The sequence below is a fragment of the Vicinamibacterales bacterium genome, assembly GCA_036496585.1.
GTDB lineage: Bacteria > Acidobacteriota > Vicinamibacteria > Vicinamibacterales > 2-12-FULL-66-21 > JAICSD01.
The window spans coordinates 1-20,728 of record DASXLB010000076.1; the positions used below are offsets into that span (position 1 = coordinate 1).

General features: G+C 68.1%; 14 protein-coding genes. 5 read left to right on the forward strand and 9 right to left on the reverse strand.

From position 1 onward, the window contains the following. The 3 genes from VGI12_21580 to VGI12_21590 form a co-directional block, all read right to left on the reverse strand. On the reverse strand, positions 1–2,321 hold a 2,321-nt coding region (locus tag VGI12_21580), incomplete at its 3' end, for an ABC transporter permease (protein HEY2435275.1). Further along, a complete protein-coding gene (locus VGI12_21585; GenBank protein HEY2435276.1) occupies positions 2,321–2,665 on the reverse strand; it encodes a PadR family transcriptional regulator in 345 nt (114 codons plus the stop codon). The genes VGI12_21585 and VGI12_21580, both read right to left, overlap by 1 nt. A gap of 63 nt (positions 2,666–2,728) precedes the next feature. Further along, positions 2,729–4,735 carry a 3-hydroxyacyl-CoA dehydrogenase NAD-binding domain-containing protein gene (locus VGI12_21590; GenBank protein ID HEY2435277.1) on the reverse strand — a complete coding sequence of 669 codons (2,007 nt, stop codon included), beginning with the start codon at positions 4,733–4,735 and terminating at the stop codon, positions 2,729–2,731. Between the two features lie 21 nt (positions 4,736–4,756). On the opposite strand from VGI12_21590, the gene VGI12_21595 reads away from it, so the two are divergent. The 3 genes from VGI12_21595 to VGI12_21605 all read left to right on the forward strand — a co-directional run bounded on the left by VGI12_21595 (position 4,757) and on the right by VGI12_21605 (position 8,050). Next, positions 4,757–6,571, forward strand: coding sequence for a feruloyl-CoA synthase (locus VGI12_21595; GenBank protein HEY2435278.1), 1,815 nt, complete (start codon positions 4,757–4,759; stop codon positions 6,569–6,571). After that, complete coding sequence (locus VGI12_21600; protein ID HEY2435279.1) at positions 6,568–7,428, forward strand: amidohydrolase family protein; 861 nt, start codon at positions 6,568–6,570, stop codon at positions 7,426–7,428. The genes VGI12_21595 and VGI12_21600 overlap by 4 nt, the downstream gene beginning before the upstream one ends. 73 nt (positions 7,429–7,501) lie before the next feature. Then, positions 7,502–8,050, forward strand: a complete 549-nt coding sequence (locus VGI12_21605) for a DUF1579 family protein (protein ID HEY2435280.1) — start codon at positions 7,502–7,504, stop codon at positions 8,048–8,050. A 64-nt stretch (positions 8,051–8,114) separates the two neighbouring features. On the opposite strand, the gene VGI12_21610 is transcribed toward VGI12_21605, so the two are convergent. Both VGI12_21610 and VGI12_21615 read right to left on the reverse strand, forming a co-directional pair. Continuing rightward, a complete protein-coding gene (locus VGI12_21610) occupies positions 8,115–9,338 on the reverse strand; it encodes an SGNH/GDSL hydrolase family protein (GenBank protein ID HEY2435281.1) in 1,224 nt (407 codons plus the stop codon). A gap of 4 nt (positions 9,339–9,342) precedes the next feature. Further along, a complete protein-coding gene (locus VGI12_21615; GenBank protein HEY2435282.1) occupies positions 9,343–10,053 on the reverse strand; it encodes a DUF1080 domain-containing protein in 711 nt (236 codons plus the stop codon). A gap of 21 nt (positions 10,054–10,074) precedes the next feature. Between VGI12_21615 and VGI12_21620 the strand changes: the two genes are divergently transcribed. After that, positions 10,075–10,824 carry a GNAT family N-acetyltransferase gene (locus VGI12_21620; protein HEY2435283.1) on the forward strand — a complete coding sequence of 250 codons (750 nt, stop codon included), beginning with the start codon at positions 10,075–10,077 and terminating at the stop codon, positions 10,822–10,824. Between the two features lie 97 nt (positions 10,825–10,921). On the opposite strand, the gene VGI12_21625 is transcribed toward VGI12_21620, so the two are convergent. The 3 genes from VGI12_21625 to VGI12_21635 form a co-directional block, all read right to left on the reverse strand. Next, positions 10,922–12,286: an MFS transporter gene (locus VGI12_21625; GenBank protein ID HEY2435284.1), complete on the reverse strand. Its 1,365-nt coding sequence runs from the start codon at positions 12,284–12,286 to the stop codon at positions 10,922–10,924. Positions 12,287–12,297: 11 nt separating this feature from the next. Next, positions 12,298–13,386, reverse strand: coding sequence for a Gfo/Idh/MocA family oxidoreductase (locus VGI12_21630; protein HEY2435285.1), 1,089 nt, complete (start codon positions 13,384–13,386; stop codon positions 12,298–12,300). Between the two features lie 133 nt (positions 13,387–13,519). Next, positions 13,520–14,929, reverse strand: coding sequence for a Gfo/Idh/MocA family oxidoreductase (locus tag VGI12_21635; GenBank protein HEY2435286.1), 1,410 nt, complete (start codon positions 14,927–14,929; stop codon positions 13,520–13,522). Between the two features lie 134 nt (positions 14,930–15,063). Here VGI12_21635 and VGI12_21640 point away from each other — a divergent pair, with 134 nt between their 5' ends. Beyond that, a complete protein-coding gene (locus tag VGI12_21640; GenBank protein ID HEY2435287.1) occupies positions 15,064–17,889 on the forward strand; it encodes a discoidin domain-containing protein in 2,826 nt (941 codons plus the stop codon). A gap of 65 nt (positions 17,890–17,954) precedes the next feature. Here VGI12_21640 and VGI12_21645 read toward each other — a convergent pair whose 3' ends face one another. Then, positions 17,955–20,708, reverse strand: coding sequence for a c-type cytochrome (locus tag VGI12_21645; protein ID HEY2435288.1), 2,754 nt, complete (start codon positions 20,706–20,708; stop codon positions 17,955–17,957). Positions 20,709–20,728 lie beyond the last annotated feature (20 nt).

Here is a 20,728-nt window from a genome sequence, read left to right on the forward strand (position 1 = left end):
AGCAGCGCACCGACGCCTCCGAAGAATCCCGACAGGGTCGCCATCAGCCGCTCCGGGATGATCGATGCGTCGACCTGCTCGGCCAGCGTCGTCACCTGCAGGGCCGAGCCGGCGCCGAGCGCCTCCTCGACGACTCGCCGCGCCGCGGCCGCGATGGCCCTCGGCGGCACGGCCGTCCGAAGCGACACCGCCGTCGTGCCTCTCGACATCGGCGCGAAGACATACGCGATCATCCGCGCCGCCACGTGGATATCCGAGTACTTCGCGTCTCCCACCACACCGACGACCTCGTACGGATCGCGCTCGTTCTCGAGCCAGACGCGGCGGCCCACCGGGTCGCGGCCGGCGAAATACTGCCGCGCCAGCGCCTGGTTGACGATGACGCGGCGCGGCTGGTCGCCGTCGGTGTCGCGAAAGTCGCGCCCCGCCAGAACAGGCGTGCCGTAGGTGGCGAAATAATCCGGCGAGACCCAATTGAGCGCAACTCGTGACCGATTCGCCACGGGCTCGTCGTAGCCTTCGGCGCGAAGGAACCGGCTGACTGCTCCGAGCGCCAGCGGCGTCGTGCCGCTGGTCGCGACAGCACGCACGCCGGGGATGGCCCGCAGGCGCGGTACGAGTTGCCGGTAGAGCGCCGCCAGTTGCTGGCGCGTTTGCGCGCGGGAGGTGTTCACCGACATCAGCAGCACGCCGTCGCGCTCGAACCCGAGGCTCGCGCCGCGCAGCTGACGCAAGTGGCTCATGTACAGCTGCGCCACGCTCAGCAGCGCCAGCGAGATCGCAACCTGCGCCACCACCAGTCCGCTGCCGAACAGCCGACGCGATCGCGGCTGTGCGCCGGCGCCCTGCCGCAGCGCCTGTGCCGGAGCTGACGCAAACGCCAGCACTGCGGGCGCCAAGCCGAACACGAGCGCGGCCCCGATCGTCACCAGAATCGTGAACAGCAGCACGCGCGCGTCGAGCGGTATCTCCAGTCGCGGCAGAGGACTCGGCACTCGCACCGCGGAGATCATGATCCGCATCAGCGTCGGCGCGGCGAACCGCGCGCCGACGATACCCAGCATGCTGCCCACGGATGCCAGGAGCAGGGATTCGGTCAGCATCTGTCGAACGATGCGGAAGCGTCCGGCGCCGAGCGAGACGCGGACGGCCATCTCGTGCTGCCGCGCCGCGCCGCGGGCGAGCAGCAGGCTGCCGATATTGGCGCACGCCAGCAGCAGCAGGCCGCCAACCAGCGTCAGGAGCAGCCGCAGTGGACCGCCAAACTGCTGATGCAGCGGCGTGTCGAGTCCGGTGCGCGCGGGCTCCACGTTGATGACGGCACGGCGCCACTGAGGATCTCCGACCGCCATCCGGTCGATCCGCGTCTGGTCGAGGACGCGCATCTCGGCGCGCGCCCGTTCGATCGAAGCGCCCGGTTTGAGGCGCGCGACGAGCGAGAGGCTGCCCCTGGAGCGCATCGCGTCCGGCGCAGCGGACAGCGACAGCCAGACATCTGGGCGGGAGCCGACGACGATGTCGGCGAAGCCGGCGTCGGCCACGCCGACCACCGTCGCTTGCAGCGGCGCGGGCACACGGCTGTCTTTGATATCGATCGACGCGCCGAGGACACGCGGATCGCCGTTGAATCGATGCTTCCAGTACTGCCAGCTCACGATCGCGATGGGAGCGGCGCCAGGCCTGTCGTCCGCAGATTCCAGGACTCGTCCCAGCGCGGGGCGCACGCCGAGCGCCTGAAAGAAGTTCCCGGTCACGATGTCGGCGGCGATCGGGTCCTCGGCGGTGCGCGACTCTACCGCCAACGGCGTGAGTCCGAAGAGATCCGAAAACACGGTGTTGCCGTCGCGATACCGCTCGTAATCGCCGCGGCCGAACATGTTCAGCGGTGGATCGAGCGGATATTGGAAGAGGAACTGTACGAGGCTTGCCGGATCGCGGACGGGCAGATCGCGGAAGAGCAGCGGATCGATCAGGCTGAAGATCGCGGTGTTGGCGCCGATGGCGAGCACCAGCGTCACCAGCGCAACGGCCGTGAAGCCCGGACTGCGTCGCAGCGTGCGGCCGCCGAAGCGGAGATCCTGCATCAGGTCCTCCAGCCACGGGAGGCCACGCTGGTCGCGCCGTTGCTCCATGGCCTGCGCGACGCCGCCGGCCTGGACGCGGGCCTGCCGCATCGCTTCGCCGCGCGCCAGGCCGCGGCGCTGCAGTTCGTCCGCGACCATCTCGACGTGCAGCCGCAGTTCTTCTTCCATGTCCGCGTCTTCCGGCGCCTTGCGGAAGGTTCCCCAGAGGCGCCGAAGCCACGCGCGGACGGCCGCCATTAGCTCGGCTCCCTGAGCAGCGCCTGCATGATCGCGACGGTCCGATCCCACTCGGACCTTTCGGCGGCGAGCAGCTTTCGCCCGGCCGCCGTCAGGTCGTAGAAGCGCGCCTTGCGATTGTTGTCGGTGGTGCCCCAGCTGCCGCGGATCGCGCCGCGCTGCTCCAGCCGCATCAGTCCGGGATAGAGCGTGCCCATGTTGAGCTGCAGGCGGCCGCCCGACACCTGCTCGATGCGCGCCGCAACCGCGTAGCCGTGCGACGCCCCGAGCGTGGCCAGCGTCTGCAGGATCATGATGTCGAGCGTCCCCTGCAGGACATCGGCCTTGGCATCTCTATTAGACACGCCAATGGAATACACCCGAGACTATTGGCTTGTCAAATGGAGAGGCAGGCCTGAAGGCCTGCCCTACGAACCCTTGAAGACCGGCCGCCGCTTGCCGAGCGACGACAGTCCCTCGTAGGCGTCTGCCGTCGAGAAGATCTCGTCGAGGTGCGACAGCTCCATCGCGATCCCCTGCTCTATGGCGCGCCCTTCGCCGCCATCGATCAGCTCCGACGCCAGCCGCAGTGCGACCGGCGCCTTGTGGCCGAGGCGCGTCTCCGACGCGCGCAGCGCCTCGAGCGTCGCCGACTCATACCGCGAGGCGATCGGACGGAACGCTTCCGGCACCGGCTGCGGCCTGCGCGAGGTGACCGGCCCTTTCGCGACACAGTCGCGGATCGCGGCGTCGAGATCCTCATAGGACGCGATCCGATCGATCAACCCGATGGCGAGCGCCTGGTCAGCCGTCAGGGTGTCGCCGCTCAGCACCAGCCATTTCGCCAGCCCGCGGCCGACCCGCGCCGTGGTGCGCTGCGTGCCGCCGAGCCCGGGGTAGATGCCGATGCCAGTCTCTGGAAACGCGAACGTCGCCTTGGGGGTGGCGACGATGTAGTGGCAGGCGAGCGCGATTTCGACGCCGCCGCCGAGCGCCATGCCGTGTACCCGCGCGACGACCGGCTTGCGGCAGCGCTGCAGCTCGAGGAGCAGCTCCTGTCCGGCCGTCGTGAAGGCGGCGATCTTCCCAATGCTCTTTGCTTCGATGTGCTTGACGAAGAACCGGATGTCGGCGCCGGCGATGAACGCCTTGCCGCTGCCCGCCAGGACGATGCCCGCGACGGCGGGATCGGCGGCCGCTGCCCGGAACGCGTCGCGCAGCTGCGCCATGACGGCTTCGTTGATCGCGTTGAGCGCGTCGGGGCGGTCGATGGTGAGCGTGGCGATGCCGTCGCGGTCGGTACGCCGGACGAGCGTGAACACAAACGGCTTGCCGCTGGCGGCCTGCCTCGAGAACAGACCCGGCACCGTCACCCGCCAGCGCTTCGTGACGTCTTCCACGAGTGACGCGGCGCCCGGCAGCCCGAAGCGGTTCATCAGCTCGAACGGACCGAGGCGCCAGCGCAGCCCGACGCGCGCGCCAATGTCCGTATCCTCGATTGTGCCGACACCCTCGTCGACGAGCGCCGAGGCGATGTAGAACGCGATGCCGGCCAGTCGATCCGCTACCAGACCGAAGACCGACGCCTCCGGCTCCCCTGACAGATCCCAGGGCCGGCCCGACTCGAACTGCCGGCGCAGACGGTCGGGCGTGCCGTATAGCGGACCGAACGCCGCCCCGAGCGTGTCGTCGGTGTGGACGGCAATCGGAATCCCGGTCACGTTCATCAGCTCGAACGGCCCCATGCCGATGCCGAAGGCCTGCTTCGCCGCGGCCTCGATGGTCGGAATGCCGGCGATCCCTTCGTCGAGAATGCGGACGGCTTCGGCGAGCCACGGTCCGAAGAAACGGTTGACGACGAAACCGCAGGCGTCCCGTGAACGGATTGGCGTCTTCCCCATCCGCTCCTGGAGCGCCCACGCACCGGCAAGCGCTTCGGCGCTCGACGCAGCGCCGCCGACCACCTCGACGAGGCGGTTCTTCGCAGGGTGATAGAAGTAGTGCAGGCCGATCACGCGCTCGGGCGAGGCGGTGCCGGCGGCGACGTCACTGACCGCGAACGAAGAAGTATTGGTCGCCAGGATCGCGTCGCGTCGGCACGACTGTTCCAGCCGCGCGAAGACGTCGCGCTTGACGGCGATGTCCTCGAACACGGCTTCGACGACGAGATCGGCATCGCGCAGATCCTCGAAGCGCGTCGTCACTCGAATACGGGAGAGGATGCCCTCGACCTGATCGGGCGTGAAGAGCTTGCGCTCGACGCCGTCCTTGAGCGTCTCCTCGATACCGCGCAGCCCGCGCTGCACTCTGCCTTCGTCGACGTCGAGGAGGACGACCGCGAAGCCTTCGCTGGCCATCTTCTGCGCGATGCCGCTGCCCATGTTGCCGGCGCCGACGACCGCGAGCGTGTGAAACGTTCCGTCTGCCACGATCATCGAAGTTATCATAGGCATCCGATGCGGTATCGCGCGGCGCGGCTGGGGGATTTGCGTCCGGTAATCGAGCACGGCGGCGCCGGCGTGATCACCATGCACGCCGCGCGCCTGCTCGGCGCGTATCCGCGATCGATCACCGATCGCCTGGTCCACTGGGCCGCGGCCGCCCCCGAGCGCGCGCTGCTGGCCTGGCGCGAGGGCGATCGCTTCGTCTCCCTCACCTACGGCGAGGCGCTGACGCGGGTCCGCGCCGTCGCGCAGGCGCTGCTCGATCGCCGGTTGTCGGCCGATCGCCCGCTGGCGATCCTTTCCGGCAACGACGTCCACCACCTGGTGCTCGCGCTTGCGGCGCAGTACGCCGGCGTGCTCCATGCGCCGGTGTCCCCGGCCTACTCGCTGGTCTCGCGTGACTACGGCACACTCGGCCACGTCGCCCGCACGCTCACGCCGGGGCTCGTCTACGCCGCCGATGCGCGCTATGCGGCGGCGCTGGCGTCGATGGCGGCGCCGCGCGTCGAAACGATCGACGCGAACGACATGCCGGCGCTGCTCGCGACGCGGCCGACCTCCGACGTCGACCGCGCGCACTCCGCGATCGATCCCGATGCGCCCGCGAAGATCCTCTTCACCTCGGGATCGATGGGGTTGCCCAAGGGGGTCGTCAACACCCACCGCATGCTGGCGGCGAACCAGCAGATGATTCTCGAGACGCTGCCGTTCCTCGGCGATGAGCCGCCGGTGCTGGTCGACTGGCTGCCGTGGCATCACACTTTCGGCGGCAACCACAACGTCGGCATCGCGCTCTACAACGGCGGGACGCTGTACCTCGACGAAGGGCGGCCGCTCCCAGGGCAATTCGAGGAGAGCGTCCGCAACCTGCGCGAGGTCGCCCCGACGGTGTACTTCAACGTCCCGCGCGGCTACGAGGAACTGGTGAAGGCGCTGGCGCGCGACCGCACGCTGGCCGAGCGTTTCTTCAGTCCCCGCCTGCGGCTGCTCTTCTACGCCGCCGCCAGTCTGTCGCAGCACGTGGCCGACGAGCTCGCCAGGATTGCAGTCGAGACCTGCGGCGAGCGGCTGATGCTCGTCACCGGTCTCGGCTCCACCGAAACGGCGCCGATGGCCATCTGCCGCCCGTGGGAGAGCGATCTCGCGTCGCACATCGGCCTGCCGGTGCCGGGCGTCGACCTCAGGCTCGTCCCGGCCGGTGGTGCCCGCTATGAAGTGCGGGTGAAGGGAGCGAACGTCACCCCGGGATACTGGCGCGATCCGCAGCGGACGGCCGCGGCGTTTGACGCGCACGGTTACTTCGGCATGGGCGACGCCGTCCGCTTTGCCGTGCCTGGGGATCCGGCACAGGGGCTCCTCTTCGACGGCCGCATCGGCGAGGACTTCAAGCTTTCGACCGGCACCTGGGTTGGCGTCGGCGTGCTGCGGGCGGCGATCGTGGCGCACTTCGTGCCGTTCGTGCGCGACGCGGTGATCGCGGGCCACGACCGGGACTGCCTCGCGATGCTCGCGGTGCCGGACCAGGACGCCTGCCGGCGGCTGTGTCCCGACCTCGACGGCGCGCCCTTCACGGAGGTCGCCGCGCATCCTGCGGTCCGCGGCGCGATCGCCGGGCGGCTGACCTCGTTCTCGGCACAGGCGACCGGCAGCGCGACGCGCGTCGCGCGCGCCATTCTGCTCGTCGAACCGCTGTCGCTCGACCATCAGGAAATGACCGACAAGGGATCCATCAACCAGCGCGCCGTCCTCGCGCGCCGCGCCGGGCTCGTCGACGATCTCTACGCCGACGCGCCAGGCCCGCACGTCATCATCGGAGACGCGCCGTGACCCGACCGGGACTCGACATCAGCCAGTTGACCGCCTTCGACGTCCACGTCCATCTCGAGCATCAGGGCGACCTGACGGACACCGAGAAGGCGGCCGCGAAGCATTTCAGGGCGGGGGGGGCGCCGCGAGATTGGCCGTCGCAGGCGGAATATTTCCGCTCGCGCCGGATCGGCTGCGTCGTCTTCATGGTGGACGAGACGCTGACCGGCCGCTCGTACCCCACCAACGATCAAGTTGCGCAGTTTGCCGCCGACAATCGCGACATCGCGATCGCGTTCTGCAGCATCAACCCGCATCGCGGCAAGGACGGAGTCGCGGAAGCGAAGCGGCTGGTGAGCGGCGGCCTCGTCCGCGGCCTGAAGCTGCACCCGCCGCTTCAGGAGTTCTTCCCGAACGACCGGATGGCCTACCCCCTCTACGAGGTGTTTGCGGAGGCCGGCCTGCCCGTGCTCTTCCACACCGGACATAGCGGCATCGGCACCGGCATGCGCGGCGGCGGCGGCGTCCGCCTCAAGTACGGCAGCCCGATGCCGATCGACGACGTGGCCGTCGATTTCCCCGATCTGCCGATCATCATGGCGCACCCGTCGTTCCCCTGGCAGGACGAGGCGATCTCGATCTGCATGCACAAGCCGCAGGTCTACATCGATCTCTCGGGCTGGTCGCCGAAGTACTTCTCCCCCACGCTCGTGCAGTACGCCAACACCGTGCTGAAGCACAAAGTGCTTTTCGGCTCGGACTACCCCTGGATCACACCGGAGAAATGGATGGCGGACTTCGCGACGATTTCGATCAAGGACGAGGTGCGGCCGCTCATCATGAAGGAGAACGCCGCGCGGCTGTTTGGGCTGACGTAGCGGGCCGCGGCACCTGACACGGCCGTCCCTGGCGCTCACCATGCTCGCCGCGGTCGTGGACTATAGTCTGCCGATGCCGACTCCTCGTGCCGTATGGCTTGTCACGCTCGTCGTCGTGAACTTACTTGCCAACCCGATCGTCGCGTCGGCACAGAAGACCGACGCGGAGCATGCCCGCCTGACCGCGATGGCCGGCACCTGGGACGTCGAGATGACGTTCTGGCTGCGGCCAGGCGGCGCCGGCCTTCCGACCCCAGGCACCTCGACGATCCGCCCGCTCTTCGACGGACGCTTCGTCGAGGAGAAAATCGAAGGCGCCCTGAACGGGACGCCGTTCACGACCCTTGCCTGGACCGGCTTCAACCCGGAGACGCACCAGTACGAGGCGACGCGCATCTCCAGCACCAACCTCGCCCGCGTCGCGGAGGCCGGCGGCTACGACGAACGGACGAAACAATTCGAGTTGAAGGCGGAGTATCCGCTCGCCGGCGATACCTGGCGTCAGCGGACGGTCATCCAGATGACGTCGCAGGACGCGATGATCGCGGCCAGTTATCTCAGCTTCGGCAGTGTGCCGGAGTGGAAAGCCGTCGAGATCAAATACACGCGCAAGGCCCGCTGACTGGCGTGGCGCCAGGCGCCGGGGGGCGACGGGCGGTGCGCCCGGCCGTGGCCGTCTCGCTCGCTCAGCGTACAAACAGCTCCAGGGGGATCGCGTTCGCCATCGCCTGCATGCCGGCGTCGCTCGGATGCAGGTGGTCGCCGCCGTCGTAGGCCGGCAGCATGCGGGCTGGGTGCGCCGGATCCCGGACCGCCTCGTCGAAGTCGATCACCGCGTCGAAAGCGCCGCTCGTGCGGATCCACTGGTTCACCGCCTGCCGCTTCGTCTCCTTCTCCGGCGAGAAAAACCCGGCGAGCGTCGTGTCCTCGAACGGCAGCAGAGTCGCGCCGAACACGCGTAGCCCGTGGGCGTGCGCGCGTTCGATGAACTGCCGGTACCCAGCGGCGATCTCCTTCGCGCTCACCTCGTCGGATGTGGGCGCGCTGCCGCCCGGATGGCCGATGTCGTTGATGCCCAGCAGGACGATCAGGAACCGCACCCCGGGCTGCGCGAGGACGTCACGGTCGAATCGGGCGAGCCCGGCGGGACCGAACAGGTTGCCAAACTGCGTCTCGGTCGGGTGGAGAATGCGGTTGCCGATAATCCCCTCGTCGAGCACGCCCAGTTGACGGAGATCGGAGCGCTGCTGCAGACGTGCGGCCAGCAGGTCGGGCCACCGATGGTTCGTGCCGGCAGTCGAATTCGCCCCGTCGGTGATCGAATCGCCGAATGCGACGATGGCGCCGGCCTGCGGCCCGGCCACGATTTCGACGCCGGTCAGGAACGGCCATCGCGTGATCGTCCGCGCGATCGCGAACGGCGCCCCAGCGGTGAAATCGCCCGGCGTCGACACGTAGTTCGTCTGCAGCGCCGTCACGTGCGTGGTCGTCTCCGCGGTCGGCGCCGGCAGGTAGACGCTGACGGCCAGATCGGAGAGCCGCGCGACGTGCAGCGCGACCGGGTCACTCAAGGCCTGGGCGCCGGGCGGAACCGTGAACGAGGCCCGGCCCCCGAAGGTGAGCGCGCGATCGGTTCCCGCCACGATGTCGGCATCATGGTCGTGGCCAGCGACATGGACCGCGCCGAGGACGAGCGGCTCGGCACCAAAGCTGTTGGAGATTGTGACGCGCACCTGCTCGCCGCCCACGCTCGTATGCACGACCAGCCGCAGCGTCACGCCGGAGAACTGCTCGGGCGTGCCCGACACGCCTGCCGGCGCCGTCGCCCAGGTCCCGTTCCAGCGTTCAGTTCCGGGCCGCGAAGGCGCGGCCTGCAGCACGAGCAGCAGGGTGACCGTGAACCAGCGCATGGCGTTACGGCAGTTCCTTCACGGCAATCACGCGCCACCGCCAGAAACCGCCGGGCACCCAGCGCTCGGGACCGCCGTGAATCTGGATCGCGATCGGGCCTTCAGTGATCCCGCCTGCCGCGTGATTGGCGGTATCGGTGAAGTCGAGCACCTGCTGATCGTTGATCCACGCCTGCACGTGCGGTACGTCGCCCTCGATTCGCGCGCGGACGCGGTTCCAGTCCTCGCGCTTCCACACCTTCGTCCACAGCGCCTCCGGACTGAACTTCGGCGGTGTGTTCGCGTCGGTGACGCCGGTCAATCCTTCGCCGTACATGCCGCCGACCGTCCCGCCGTTCAGGTAGTCGAGCGTGACCTGGTAGGCGTTGCCGGCTTCATCCGAACGCAGGAAGAGCCCGCTGTCGCAGCCCCAGTCGGGCTTGACCTCGAGATAGACCTCGACGTTCCGATACTTCTTGTCGGTGACGAGAATGCCGCCGCCGCCGAGCGGCTGTTGCGTGCCGACGATCAGGCCGTGCAGGACGTGATAGTCCGGCGTGGTGCCGTGATGATTGGTCTTGCTCACGTGCCAGCCGCCCAGATCCCTGCCGTTGAAGATCGGCGTGAACCCGGCGGGGACGTTCATCTTCGGCGGCTGCACCTCGTTGCCGATGAACCCCGGAATCTGCCACGACAAGGAAATCAGCACGGCGACGCCGGCGGCCATCGTTTTCATGTGCGCTAGACTGCAGCGAGGATGCAGAGCCTGTCAATCCCAAGATGCCGGCTCTCGAAGATCGAGCCCCTGCGGGCGCTGTTCCTGCAGGAGCTGAACGCGCAGTGCCGGTACGACGCGGCCCACATGCGCAAGGGCACCAGCCAGTACCTGATCCGGCATGAGGGCCGGGCGATCGGCTACGGCGCCGTCAAGGACACGCATGAGAGCCGCGGGACGCTGTTCGAGTTCTATCTGCTGCCGGTTTTTCGAGACCAGGCCCTGACCGTCCTGGGCGCGCTGGTCGACGCATGCGAACCCGAGGCGTTCGAGTGTCAGAGCAACGATCTCTTCTATGCGGCGCTGGTTCGGCGAATGTCCAGCGACCTCACGTCCGACACGATCCTCTTCGCGATTGGCCCGTCGAATGGGCTGCACTCACCGGGCACCGTAGTGCGTCGTCGGCAGCGCGGCGATCGCGTGTTCGAGCACACGGTCGAGCCCGTCGGCGACTTCGTCGTGGACGTCGGCGGTGACGTGGTCGGAACCGGTGGCTTCCTGCTTCACTACAACCCGCCGTTCGCGGATCTCTTCATGGAGGTCAGGCCCGACGCGCGCCGGCGCGGCTACGGCTCCTTCCTGATCCAGGAGCTCATCACCGAATGCTATCTCGCCGGCCGGGTGCCGGCGGCACGCACCAGCCTCGACAACATCGCGTCGCAGCGGACCCTGCTCAAGGGCGGCCTGCGCGAGTGCGGCCGTATGGTGCGCGTCCGGCTAGGGCAGGGCTGAAGCCCTGCGCTACGAATTTCCTTGCCGGTAGCGCAGGCCTTCAGGCCTGCCAGAGCTTCAGTCGCCGGTAGCGCAGGCCTTCAGGCCTGCCAGAGCTTCAGTCGAATGTCGCCGGCTCGATCCGGCGCAGCACGAAGAACACACTGACCATCGCCAGCAGCGGCAGCGCCCCGGCGCCGACGAACACCTTCGACCAGCCGTAGTGATCGACGATCACGCCGGTAAAGAGCACCGCCAGCATCGAGGCACCGTTGTCGCCGAAGCCGGCAATGCCGTTGACGCGCCCAGCCAGCTGCTGCGGCACGACGTCGCCGACGGTACCGATGTAGGCGGCCGCGACCCACTGGTTGCCGAAGAGCGCGAGGCCCATCAGCAGCACGGCCAGGTAGTTGTTCTCGATCCACGGCATCGTCATGCTGAGCGCGCCGAGCGAGAACGCGCAGACGAAGGCCAGCTTGCGGCCGCGATCGGCGCCCATCCGCTTGACGAACCCGTCGGTGATGAAACCGCCGACGATGTTGCCCGACATGCCGATCAGGTTGGGAACGGAGGCGAGGAAGCCTGTCGCGAAGAGCGTCAGGCCACGCCCCTGCCGCAGGTACAACGGCAGCCACGTCCAGTAGAACGTCGTGATGGGCCCGGTGAACGCGCGAATGAGCAACAGGCCGAGCACCTTGTGGTTGCCGATCAGGCGGCCGAGGCTGACGTCGGTCGCAACCGCCGTGGCAGACGGCGTGCCGAGGGCCGCCGGCTTGATGGCGATCGCGGCCATCCGTTCTTTGTCGGGGAACACGGCGAACCACGGAATCAGCCACAGGAGGCCGAGCGCCGGCGGAATGATGAACGCCGCTTTCCAGCTCATGCCCATCTGCACGATAAGGACCGACAGGATGAACGACGGCGCGATCACCGACCCGAGCTGGGCGCCGGCGTTGAACAGGCCGCCGGCCCGCGAGCGGGTCGCCGGCGGGAACAGACCGGCGAGCGCCTTGATGCCCGCCGTGTAGTTCCCGCATTCGGCGAGCCCCATCAGGAACCGCAGCACGATGAAGCCGGCGATGCCGGCGGCCACGACGGGCACGCCTGGGACCAGACCGTAGAGGGAATCCGCGAGCGAGTCGAGGGCCGTGCCGGGGCCAGCGACCGCGTGCAGCGCGCAGATCAGCGACCAGGCGGTAAAGATGACCGGCAGGCCGATACGCGTGCCGACGCGATCCATCAGCTGCCCGGCGGGAATCTGGCCGAGCATCATGCCGAGATTGAAAGCGATGGCGATGTAGCCGTACTGCGCGTTGGTCCACTTCCACTGCTCGCGCAGCAGCGGCGCCAGCACCGACAGCGTCTGCCGGTCGAGCAGGTTGATGGTGATCGACGCGGCCAGCAGTCCGACGATCGTCCAGCGCTGGCCGTCGGTCAGCAGCGGCGCCGGTGTGCCGGGCGTTGGGGGTTGGGTGTTGGGCATGGGGGAGTGCCTCAGCTCGCGACCGGCGTCCACTGGCCGGATGTCGCCGACTGCTCGAGGGCGCCGAGCACGCGCTGCACCGCCAGGCCGTCCTCGAAGTCGGGGTGGAATGGCGCGTCACTGGCGAGCGCCTCGAGGAACTCGCCAAGCGCAGCGATGAACGTGTGCTCGTAGCCGATGATGTGCGCCGGCCGCCAGAAGTGCGGAAACACCGGGTGCTTCATGTCGGTGACGAGGATGTCCTTGGTGCCCTGATCGGTGGCCGCGTCGTTCGCGTCGGCGAACTCGAGGTGGTTCAACCGCTCGAGGTTGAAGCGCAGCATGCCGCCGGAGCCGTGCATCTGGAAGCTGTTGGCGTTCCGGCAGCCGATACCGAACCGCGTCGCCTGGAACTGGCCGACGCTGCCGTTGGCGAACCGCAGCAGGGCGAGAAACGCATCGTCGATCTGTCTGCCGGGCGCGAACGTCTTCCGCATCGCGAGCCCCTCCGACACCGGACCGTTCAGATAGAGGGCTGTGTCGAGCAGGTGCGTCAGGAGATCACCGGCCACGCCCGAGCCCGCCTGCGAGGGATCCATCTTCCAGGTGCCGTCGCGCGATCGATCCGGCCCCCACTGCTGGCGGTAGGCCGCGTCGTAGTGGAAGACGGTGCCGAGACGGCCGTCCGCGATCAACTGGCGCGCGAACGAGATCGCCGGCACGCGGCGGTAGTTGTACCAGACCATCGTCCGGACGTGTCTTGCCGCCGCCAGCATCCGCTCGCCTTCCTCGACGGTCAGCGACAGCGGCTTCTCGCAGAGCACGATCTTGCCGGCCTCGGCCGCCGCGATCGCGGCTTCACCGTGGAGATGATTCGGGAGCGCAATGTCGACGAGGTCGATGTCTGTGCGGCTGATCGCCGTGCGCCAGTCGGTGGACGTCTCTTCCCACCCCCAGCGCGCGGCCATCGTTTTCAGCGAGTCCGGATCGCGGCCGCACAGGAGCGTGCGCCGGATGGAAAATGGCGTGTCGTAGAAGTGGCCGACCTGGGCGAAGGCGTTGGAGTGCGCCTTGCCCATGAAGCCCTGTCCGAGCAGGGCAACGCGGAGCTCGCGCAGCACTTACTGAACCGAGGGGCTTTGCCCCTCGGACTCCCCTATACGCGCTCTCGCTCGCCGCTTCGCCGGCAATCGGCGTTCAGCATTCAGCATGAACATTCGTTATTCCGGCTGTCTGTCGTCAGCGGCCGGCCGGCTATAGCGCTTTGCTCTTGCGCGCCGCCGCGTCCCAGCCGAGGACGCGGTTGCCCTGCATCGCTTCGAGCGCGAGCACGCACGGCAGCGCCGAGTTGTAGCCCACCTCGAGTGGCGCGTTGGTGGCGCGGTTCTTCGCCTTCAGCTTGTCGAGGAAGTCGCGCGTGTGCACATGCAGCGGATAGTCTTCTTCCACGGCGCCGCGCGGGTTGATCATCGTGACGAGTTCGGGCGCCGGCTTACCGCCGCCGCGGCCGCCGCCAGGGCCGCCCGGCCCACCGGCGCCGCCGCGTCCACGTCCGCCACCGCCGCCAGCGCCCGCGCCCCCGGGTGCCGTGCCCGTCTGCACGTTGCCGGCTCCCGGCGGCGGCTCAGCCCCGACGCGATTGCGCGTCGTCCCGACCGTCGGCCGCAGCGCCCAGCCCATGCGGTTGACCTGGAGCGATCCGTTGCCCGCGAAGAAGAACACGCCCCAACCTTCGATGTCGGGCGCCTTCGGGTCGTTGAAGTTCGGGCGCGCGTAGACGCTGTTGGCGAACGTCATGAGGTGATCGTCGAACTGCCAGACGATCGAGAACATGTTGAAGACGCACTCGGGATCGATGTTCGGGTCCGAGTTGAAGCCGAGCGCGGTCGTTTTCACGGGCTGCTTGTTGTCGGCGTTGAGGAACCAGTTGGCGACGTCGACGTGATGCGCGCCCCAGTCGCCGATCATGCCGCTGCCGTATTCCCACCAGCCGCGGAAGCCGAGATAGCCGCTCTTGAACGCCTTCTTGGGCGCGTCGACCTGCCAGTCGTCCCAGTCGAGGGTCGCCGGCACCGGCACCGGACTCTGCTTCTGCTGCGAGTACGCGCCCGGCTGCTGGATGAGGACGTGGGTCACCGGGTCGAGCTTGTCGAGCTGCTTCTTCGCTTCGATGAAGTGATCCCAGCTGCGCTGGTGGGTGCCGACCTGCACGACGAGGTTCGGGTGCTTGTTGTAGGCGTCGAGCATCGTGTTGATGCGCGCGACCGAGTTCGAAATCGGCTTCTCGACGTAGACGTGCTTGCCGGCGGCGAGCGCATCCGCCAGGATCCTGCTGTGCGAGAAGTCGGGCGTCGCGATCAGCACCGCGTCGATGTCGTTCCTGTCGAGTACCTTGCGATAGTCCTTGACGACGTCGAACTTGGCGAAGGGACGGTTCGCCGCCTGGAACGTCTGCTGCTTGAGCTCGTTGACCTCGCAGCCGACGAGGAACTGGCAGTCCTGATTGCGGGTGAGCGAATCAAAGACGCGCGCGGCGCGGGTGCCCATGCCGATGACGCCCATGCGGACGCGGTCGTTGGCCCCTTGCCAGCCGTAAATCGGACGCGCCGCCGTCATCGCCAGCGCCGCTGCTGAAGTCTGCAGGAACTCTCGTCGGGTCGCCATGGGAAAAGTCTCCTTCCGCGGGCCGAGTCTACCCTCGATTACACTGACGTGCAAACGGTTTCAGGCCGGTAAACACCCGGTATACGCCGGCCGTATCGAGTTCGTTACCATCTGCGATTCGGGGGGAGAAGCTCATGCTCGCCAGACGTTCCGCCGCCGCCGTCGTGATCGTCACCAGCGGCGCCCTCGCGTTCACGCTCGCTGTCGTCGCGCAGCAACCGCCGCCTCCCCAGGCGGGCGGTCCGCCGGCCGCGGCGCCACAGGCTCCGGGCGGGCGCGGCGCGCCGATGTGGGAAGCCGACTTCTCGAAGACCGGCACGGTGCCGGTGCTCTCGCCGGCCGACGAGGCCAAGCGGATCTGGCTGCAGCCCGGCTACAAGCTGGATCCGGTGCTCACCGATCCCGACATCCAGGAACCCGCGCAGATCGCCTTCGACGGCAACGGCCGCATGTTCGTGCTCGAGATCCGCGGCTACATGCAGGACGCCGACGCCGCCGGCGAGCTCGATCCGGTCGGCCGCATCTCGCTGCACGAGGACAAGGACGGCGATGGCATCTACGAGACGCACCACGTCTTCGTCGACAAGCTGATCTTCCCGCGCTTCGTGACGCCGTTCGGCAAGGACGCGATCCTCACCAAGGAATCGAACTCCGACGAGGTCTGGAAGTACACCGACACCAACGGCGACGGCGTCGCCGACAAGAAGGAGCTCTTCGCCACCGGGCTCGGCCGGCTGCTCAACGTCGAGCACCAGGAGTCGGGTTTCGTCTGGGGGATGGACAACTGGATTTACAGCACCGTCAACTCGGTGCGCATCCGCTGGACGCCGAACGGCGTGCTGCGCGAACCGACCGGATCGAACGGCGGCCAGTGGGGCGTCACGCAGGACAACTACGGCAAGATGCTGTTCCAGGCGGGCGCCAGCGGGATGCCGGGCTATTTCCAGTTCCCGATCCACTACGGCAACTACAGCTACCCCGATCAGTTCGAACCGGATCTCACGATCACCTGGGGCGCGCCGGTGCTGATCGCCGACATGCAGGGAGGCATGAACGCCGTGCGCATGCCGGATGGTTCGCTGGCGCGCGCCACTGGCGCCGCCGGCAACGCCGTCTTTCGCGGCGATCGTCTGCCCAAGGATCTCGTCGGCGACTACTTCTACGGCGAAGTCGTGGCGCGCATCCTCCGCCGCTTCAAGATGGTGAAGGAAGACGGCCTCACGCAGATGCGCAACGCGTATCCGCTGTCGGAGTTCATCCGCTCGACCGACCCGCTCTTCCGTCCGGTCGACACCAAGACCGCGCCCGACGGCACGCTCTACATCACCGACATGTATCGCGGCATCGTGCAGGAGTCGCAGTGGTCGGGCCCCGGCACCTATCTGCGCAAGCGCATCGACCAGTACGGCCTCGACAAGATCGTCCGCCACGGCCGCATCTGGCGGCTGAGCTACGAAGGGATGGGGCGCCGGACGCAACAGCCCCACATGCTCGACGAAACGGCTGCGCAGCTCGTCGAGCACCTGAAGGATCCCAACGGCTGGTGGCGCGACACCGCGCAGCAACTGCTGGTGTTGAAGCAGGACAAGTCGGTCGTGCCGGCGCTGAAGACCCTCACCGCCGACCCCGCCAGTCAGCTGACGCGCCTCCACGCGATGTGGACGCTCGAGGGCCTCGGTGCCGCCGACGCCGCGCTCGTCCGCACCCTGATGAAGGACGGCGATCCGCAGATCCGCGCCGCCGCGCTGCGCGTCAGTGAAACGCTCTACAAGGCCGGCGACAAGTCATTCGCCGCCGACTACGCCGCGATGGCGAAGGACCCCGACACCGACGTCGTCGTCCAGGCGCTACTGACCCTCAACACGATGAAGGTCGCCGACGCGGCCGCGACCGCCAAGAGCCTGCTCGCGAGCAACAAGGCGAAGGGCGTGCAGCTCGTCGCCAACACCATCGTCAACCCGGCGGCGTTCGCCGGACGCGGCGGCGGCCTCGACAGCCTCGCGGCCACGACATTCACGCCGGAAGAGCAGACGATGATGGAGAAGGGCAAGCAGATCTACGGCGAGGTCTGCTTTGCCTGCCACGGCGACGACGGCCGCGGTACGCCGGCGCCAGGGCTCGGCACCCTCGGCCCGGCGCTCGCCTCGTCGCCGCGCGTGCTCGGCCACCAGGCCTACGTGATCAACGCGCTGCTGCACGGGCTGCAGGGCCCGATCAACGGCACGACGTATCCCGACATGATGGTGCCGATGGGCCAGAACAACGACGAGTGGGTGGCGGCGATCGCGACCTACGTCCGCAATTCGTTCGGCAACCGCGCCGCGCCGATCTTCCCGTCCGACGTCGCCGTCGTGCGCGCCGCCAGCGCGGCGCGCAAGACGCCATGGCCGGTCACCGATCTCGAGTCGTCGCTCCCCCGGCTCGTCGTCCGCGATCCATCGTGGAAGGCGAGCGCCAGCCACAACACCGCGATCGCCGCCAACGGCTTCGGCATCCAGCCCTGGACGTCGGGGGATCCCCAGAAGGCGGGCATGTGGTACCAGGTCGAGCTGCCGCAGCCGGCGCAAATCGCCGAAGTGCAATTCGAATCCGGCATCGTCGCGCCCGAGAACATCTCGACCGTGCCGGGCGCGCCCGTGCGCACGGCGGTCGGCGGCGGCGGACGCCGCGGCGGTGGTCCCGGCGTGGCGCCGGGAGTACCGCCGGCGCCGGCCGCGCCGCCAAAGTCGGGTTATCCGCGAGCCTTCAAAGTGGACGTGTCAACCGACGGCGCGACCTGGAAGACCGTTGCACAGGGCAAAGGCAGCGGCACCGCGACCCGCATTTCGTTCGCGCCGGTGCGCGCGAGATTCGTGAGAGTCACCCAGACCGCCGACGGCGCGGATCTGCCGCCGTGGATGATCCAGCGGTTCAGCCTGTACGATGTGGCGGGCTCGAGGAGCGCTGCGTCGCAGCACTGAAACTGGGCTTCCTCGGCGCTCTCAACTGCCCCCCACCCTCTCGGCGAGTGCGCGCGGCCGGCGCGCTACCGTTTCTGCGGCAGCGCGTAGACGCGCAGTGCAGCGATCGACCAGGCTTCGTTGGCCAGCGCGGTTGCCGTCTGCGTGATCCTCACGAACTTCGCAGGTGTCGGCGCGAACCAGGCGACCGTCGTGGGCTGACCGGCGCCCTGCGCGACGCTGGTCCACGTCGTCCCGTCCGTCGACAGCTGCACCGTGTAGCCGACGGGAGCAGCCGCCGGGCCGAAATTACCGCGGCCCCGCCCAGCGCCGGGTCCCCCCGCCGGCGCGCCGCCGCGCCCCGCCGCGCCGGCGCCGCGTCCACCGCCGCCGAAATTGAACGGCGCCTGCGCGTCGAACTGCAGTTCGGCGACCGTCATCACCGACGGCAGCTCGATCTGGAACCACTGCCCCGGCGCCTGCGGCACGCCGGTATCCCAGCGTCCGGCGTTCGGGGTGATGACGTTCGTCGCGCTGTCGGTATTGACGCTCGCGCTCAGCTTCCACGAGGCGGTATTCGTGAGCAGCGCCGGCACGGTCGGCTCGAGCTCCGGCAGCGTCCACGGCGTCTTGCGCGTCGAGACCTTGCGCAGCGCCGCGACCTGCGCCGGCGTCACGAACGTGCCGGCGTTGCCGAAGCTGTTGCGTACGTACGAGGCGATGTCGGCGATCCACTCGTCGGTGTTGGTGTTCATCGACGCCATCACGCCGCCTGCGTAGTTCTCGCCGTTCACCGGCCCGATCAATCCGCCGAGCAGCACCTTGACGACATAATCGCGGTGCGCCTGCACGCGCGCGGATCCGGCGAGCGGCGGCGCCAGCTTCGCGCCGTCCGTCGCGCCTTGCAGCGGCACCCCCTTGCCGTCGGGCGCGTGACAGGTCGTGCACAGCTCGCGATAGATCGCGTCGCCGCGCTGGATCGACTTGCGCTGATCGACGCTCATGTTGACCGTGCCGGCCCCGGTGTCGGCCAGCGACGGGCGCTGCCCCTGCGAGGCGCGCGGATTCACGATCTGGCTGCCGATCTCCTTGACGCCGCGGCTGCTGCTGGCGTCCGACACCGTCCTGATGAGCGCCACGCCGTCAGGCACCTTGTGCAGGTTCAGCGTCAGCATCGCCTGGATGACGACGTCGGGATCGGCGTCCTTCATCGCCGCCTTGTAGTCCGCGGCAAACGTCCGGTCACCGGCCTTGTAGAGCGTTTCGCTGGCGCGAATGCCCTGGATCCGCAGCGCCGGGTCCGACGACCTGGTGAACTCGCGCGCCAGCGCCGCGTCGAGCTGGTTCAATCCCTCGAGCGTCCAGAGCGCATGAATGCGCGCGAGCGGGTTCGCCGAGCTGCGCGCCAGCGCCTTCAATGCCGGGACGACGCTCTTGTCCTGCTTGAGCACGAGGAGCATCTGCGCGGTGTCGCGCCACCAGCCGTTGGGATGCTCGAGGTGCGTCACCAGCTGGGCCGGGGTCTCGCTGTACATACGCGGCGAGGTGCGATCGGGCGCCGTGCTCTCGTTCGTGATGCGCCAGATGCGGCCGTAGTTGTGCAGCCGATCGAGTTCGTACTGCTCGACTTTGCGCCGGAGGTAGGACGCCGGCGGCACGAACTGCGCATCCTGGATGATGCCGGTATACATGTCGGCCAGGTAGAGCGCGCCGTCTGGACCGGTCGAGATCGACACGGGACGGAACAGCGGATCGGTCGAGCGCACGAACTCCGACTTCGGATATGCGTTCTTCAACTGCGTCAGCCCGTCGGTGACGACGACCTTGGCGCGGCGGACGATGCGGCCGACCGGTTCGGTGAAGAACAGATCGCCGAGCATGTCGCCCGGCATGCGATCGCCGCGATACACGTCGACGCCCGACGCCGCGGTGAAATGATTGAGAGTGTTGTCGGGCACCTTCACCCGCCGCATGCCGCCCTGCATGTCGCCGATGCCGCCCGGCACGCCGTACGGCGTCTGGAAGTCGGGCTCGAAGTTGTCGGCGACGTTGAAGGCGCCATAGACGATCGGCGTCTGGAAGTTCACCGGGCCGATTTCGCCGCCGCCGTCGACCCACCACATCTTCCCGTAGTTGTCCTGCGCCGACCACCACTGACCGCCGTTCGGTTCGGTCTCCTCGCGAAGCAGCTTGCCGTTCGGAGCGATGCGCAAGCGGTACGGGTTATAGGTGGAATAGAGCCAGTTGTCGAGCCCCCAGGTCAACCCGCCCGGCTGCCACTCCATGTTGGTGACGCGGCCGAACCCAGGGTAAAAGAGCTCCTTCTTGTCGGCGACGCCGTCGCCGTCGGTGTCGGTGTATTTGTAGAGATCGCGGTTGTCGGTCTCGAGGACGAGCAGCTGCCCGTCGCCGAGCGGAAACGCGATGCGCGGCAGGACGAGGTGGTCGGCGAACACGGTGTGCTTGTCGTAGACACCGTCCCCTTTCGTGCTCTCGAAGCGCGAGATGCGGCTGACGGGCTGACGCGAGTCCTTGCCGTCGGCATCCTGCATGTAGGAGCGCATCTCGAGCACGTACATCCGGCCGTTGCCGTCCCAGGTGACCCCGACGGGGTCCTGGATCAGCGGATCGGCGAGCACGTTCTCGATGCGAAAGCCGGGCTGCATCAGGAACATCTGCTGCTCAGCCTCCGGCGTCTGGCGGACGACCGCGGGACGCTTCAGGAAGTCGGCGCTGGCGTTGGGATCCTGGGGCGCCTGCGGCGTCTGGGTGCGCGCCGGCACGCCGGCGATCAGCGAAAAAATTACCACGGCTGAGGCGCCGCATGTAAACGATTTCATGGGGCGCTAGTGTATCTTTT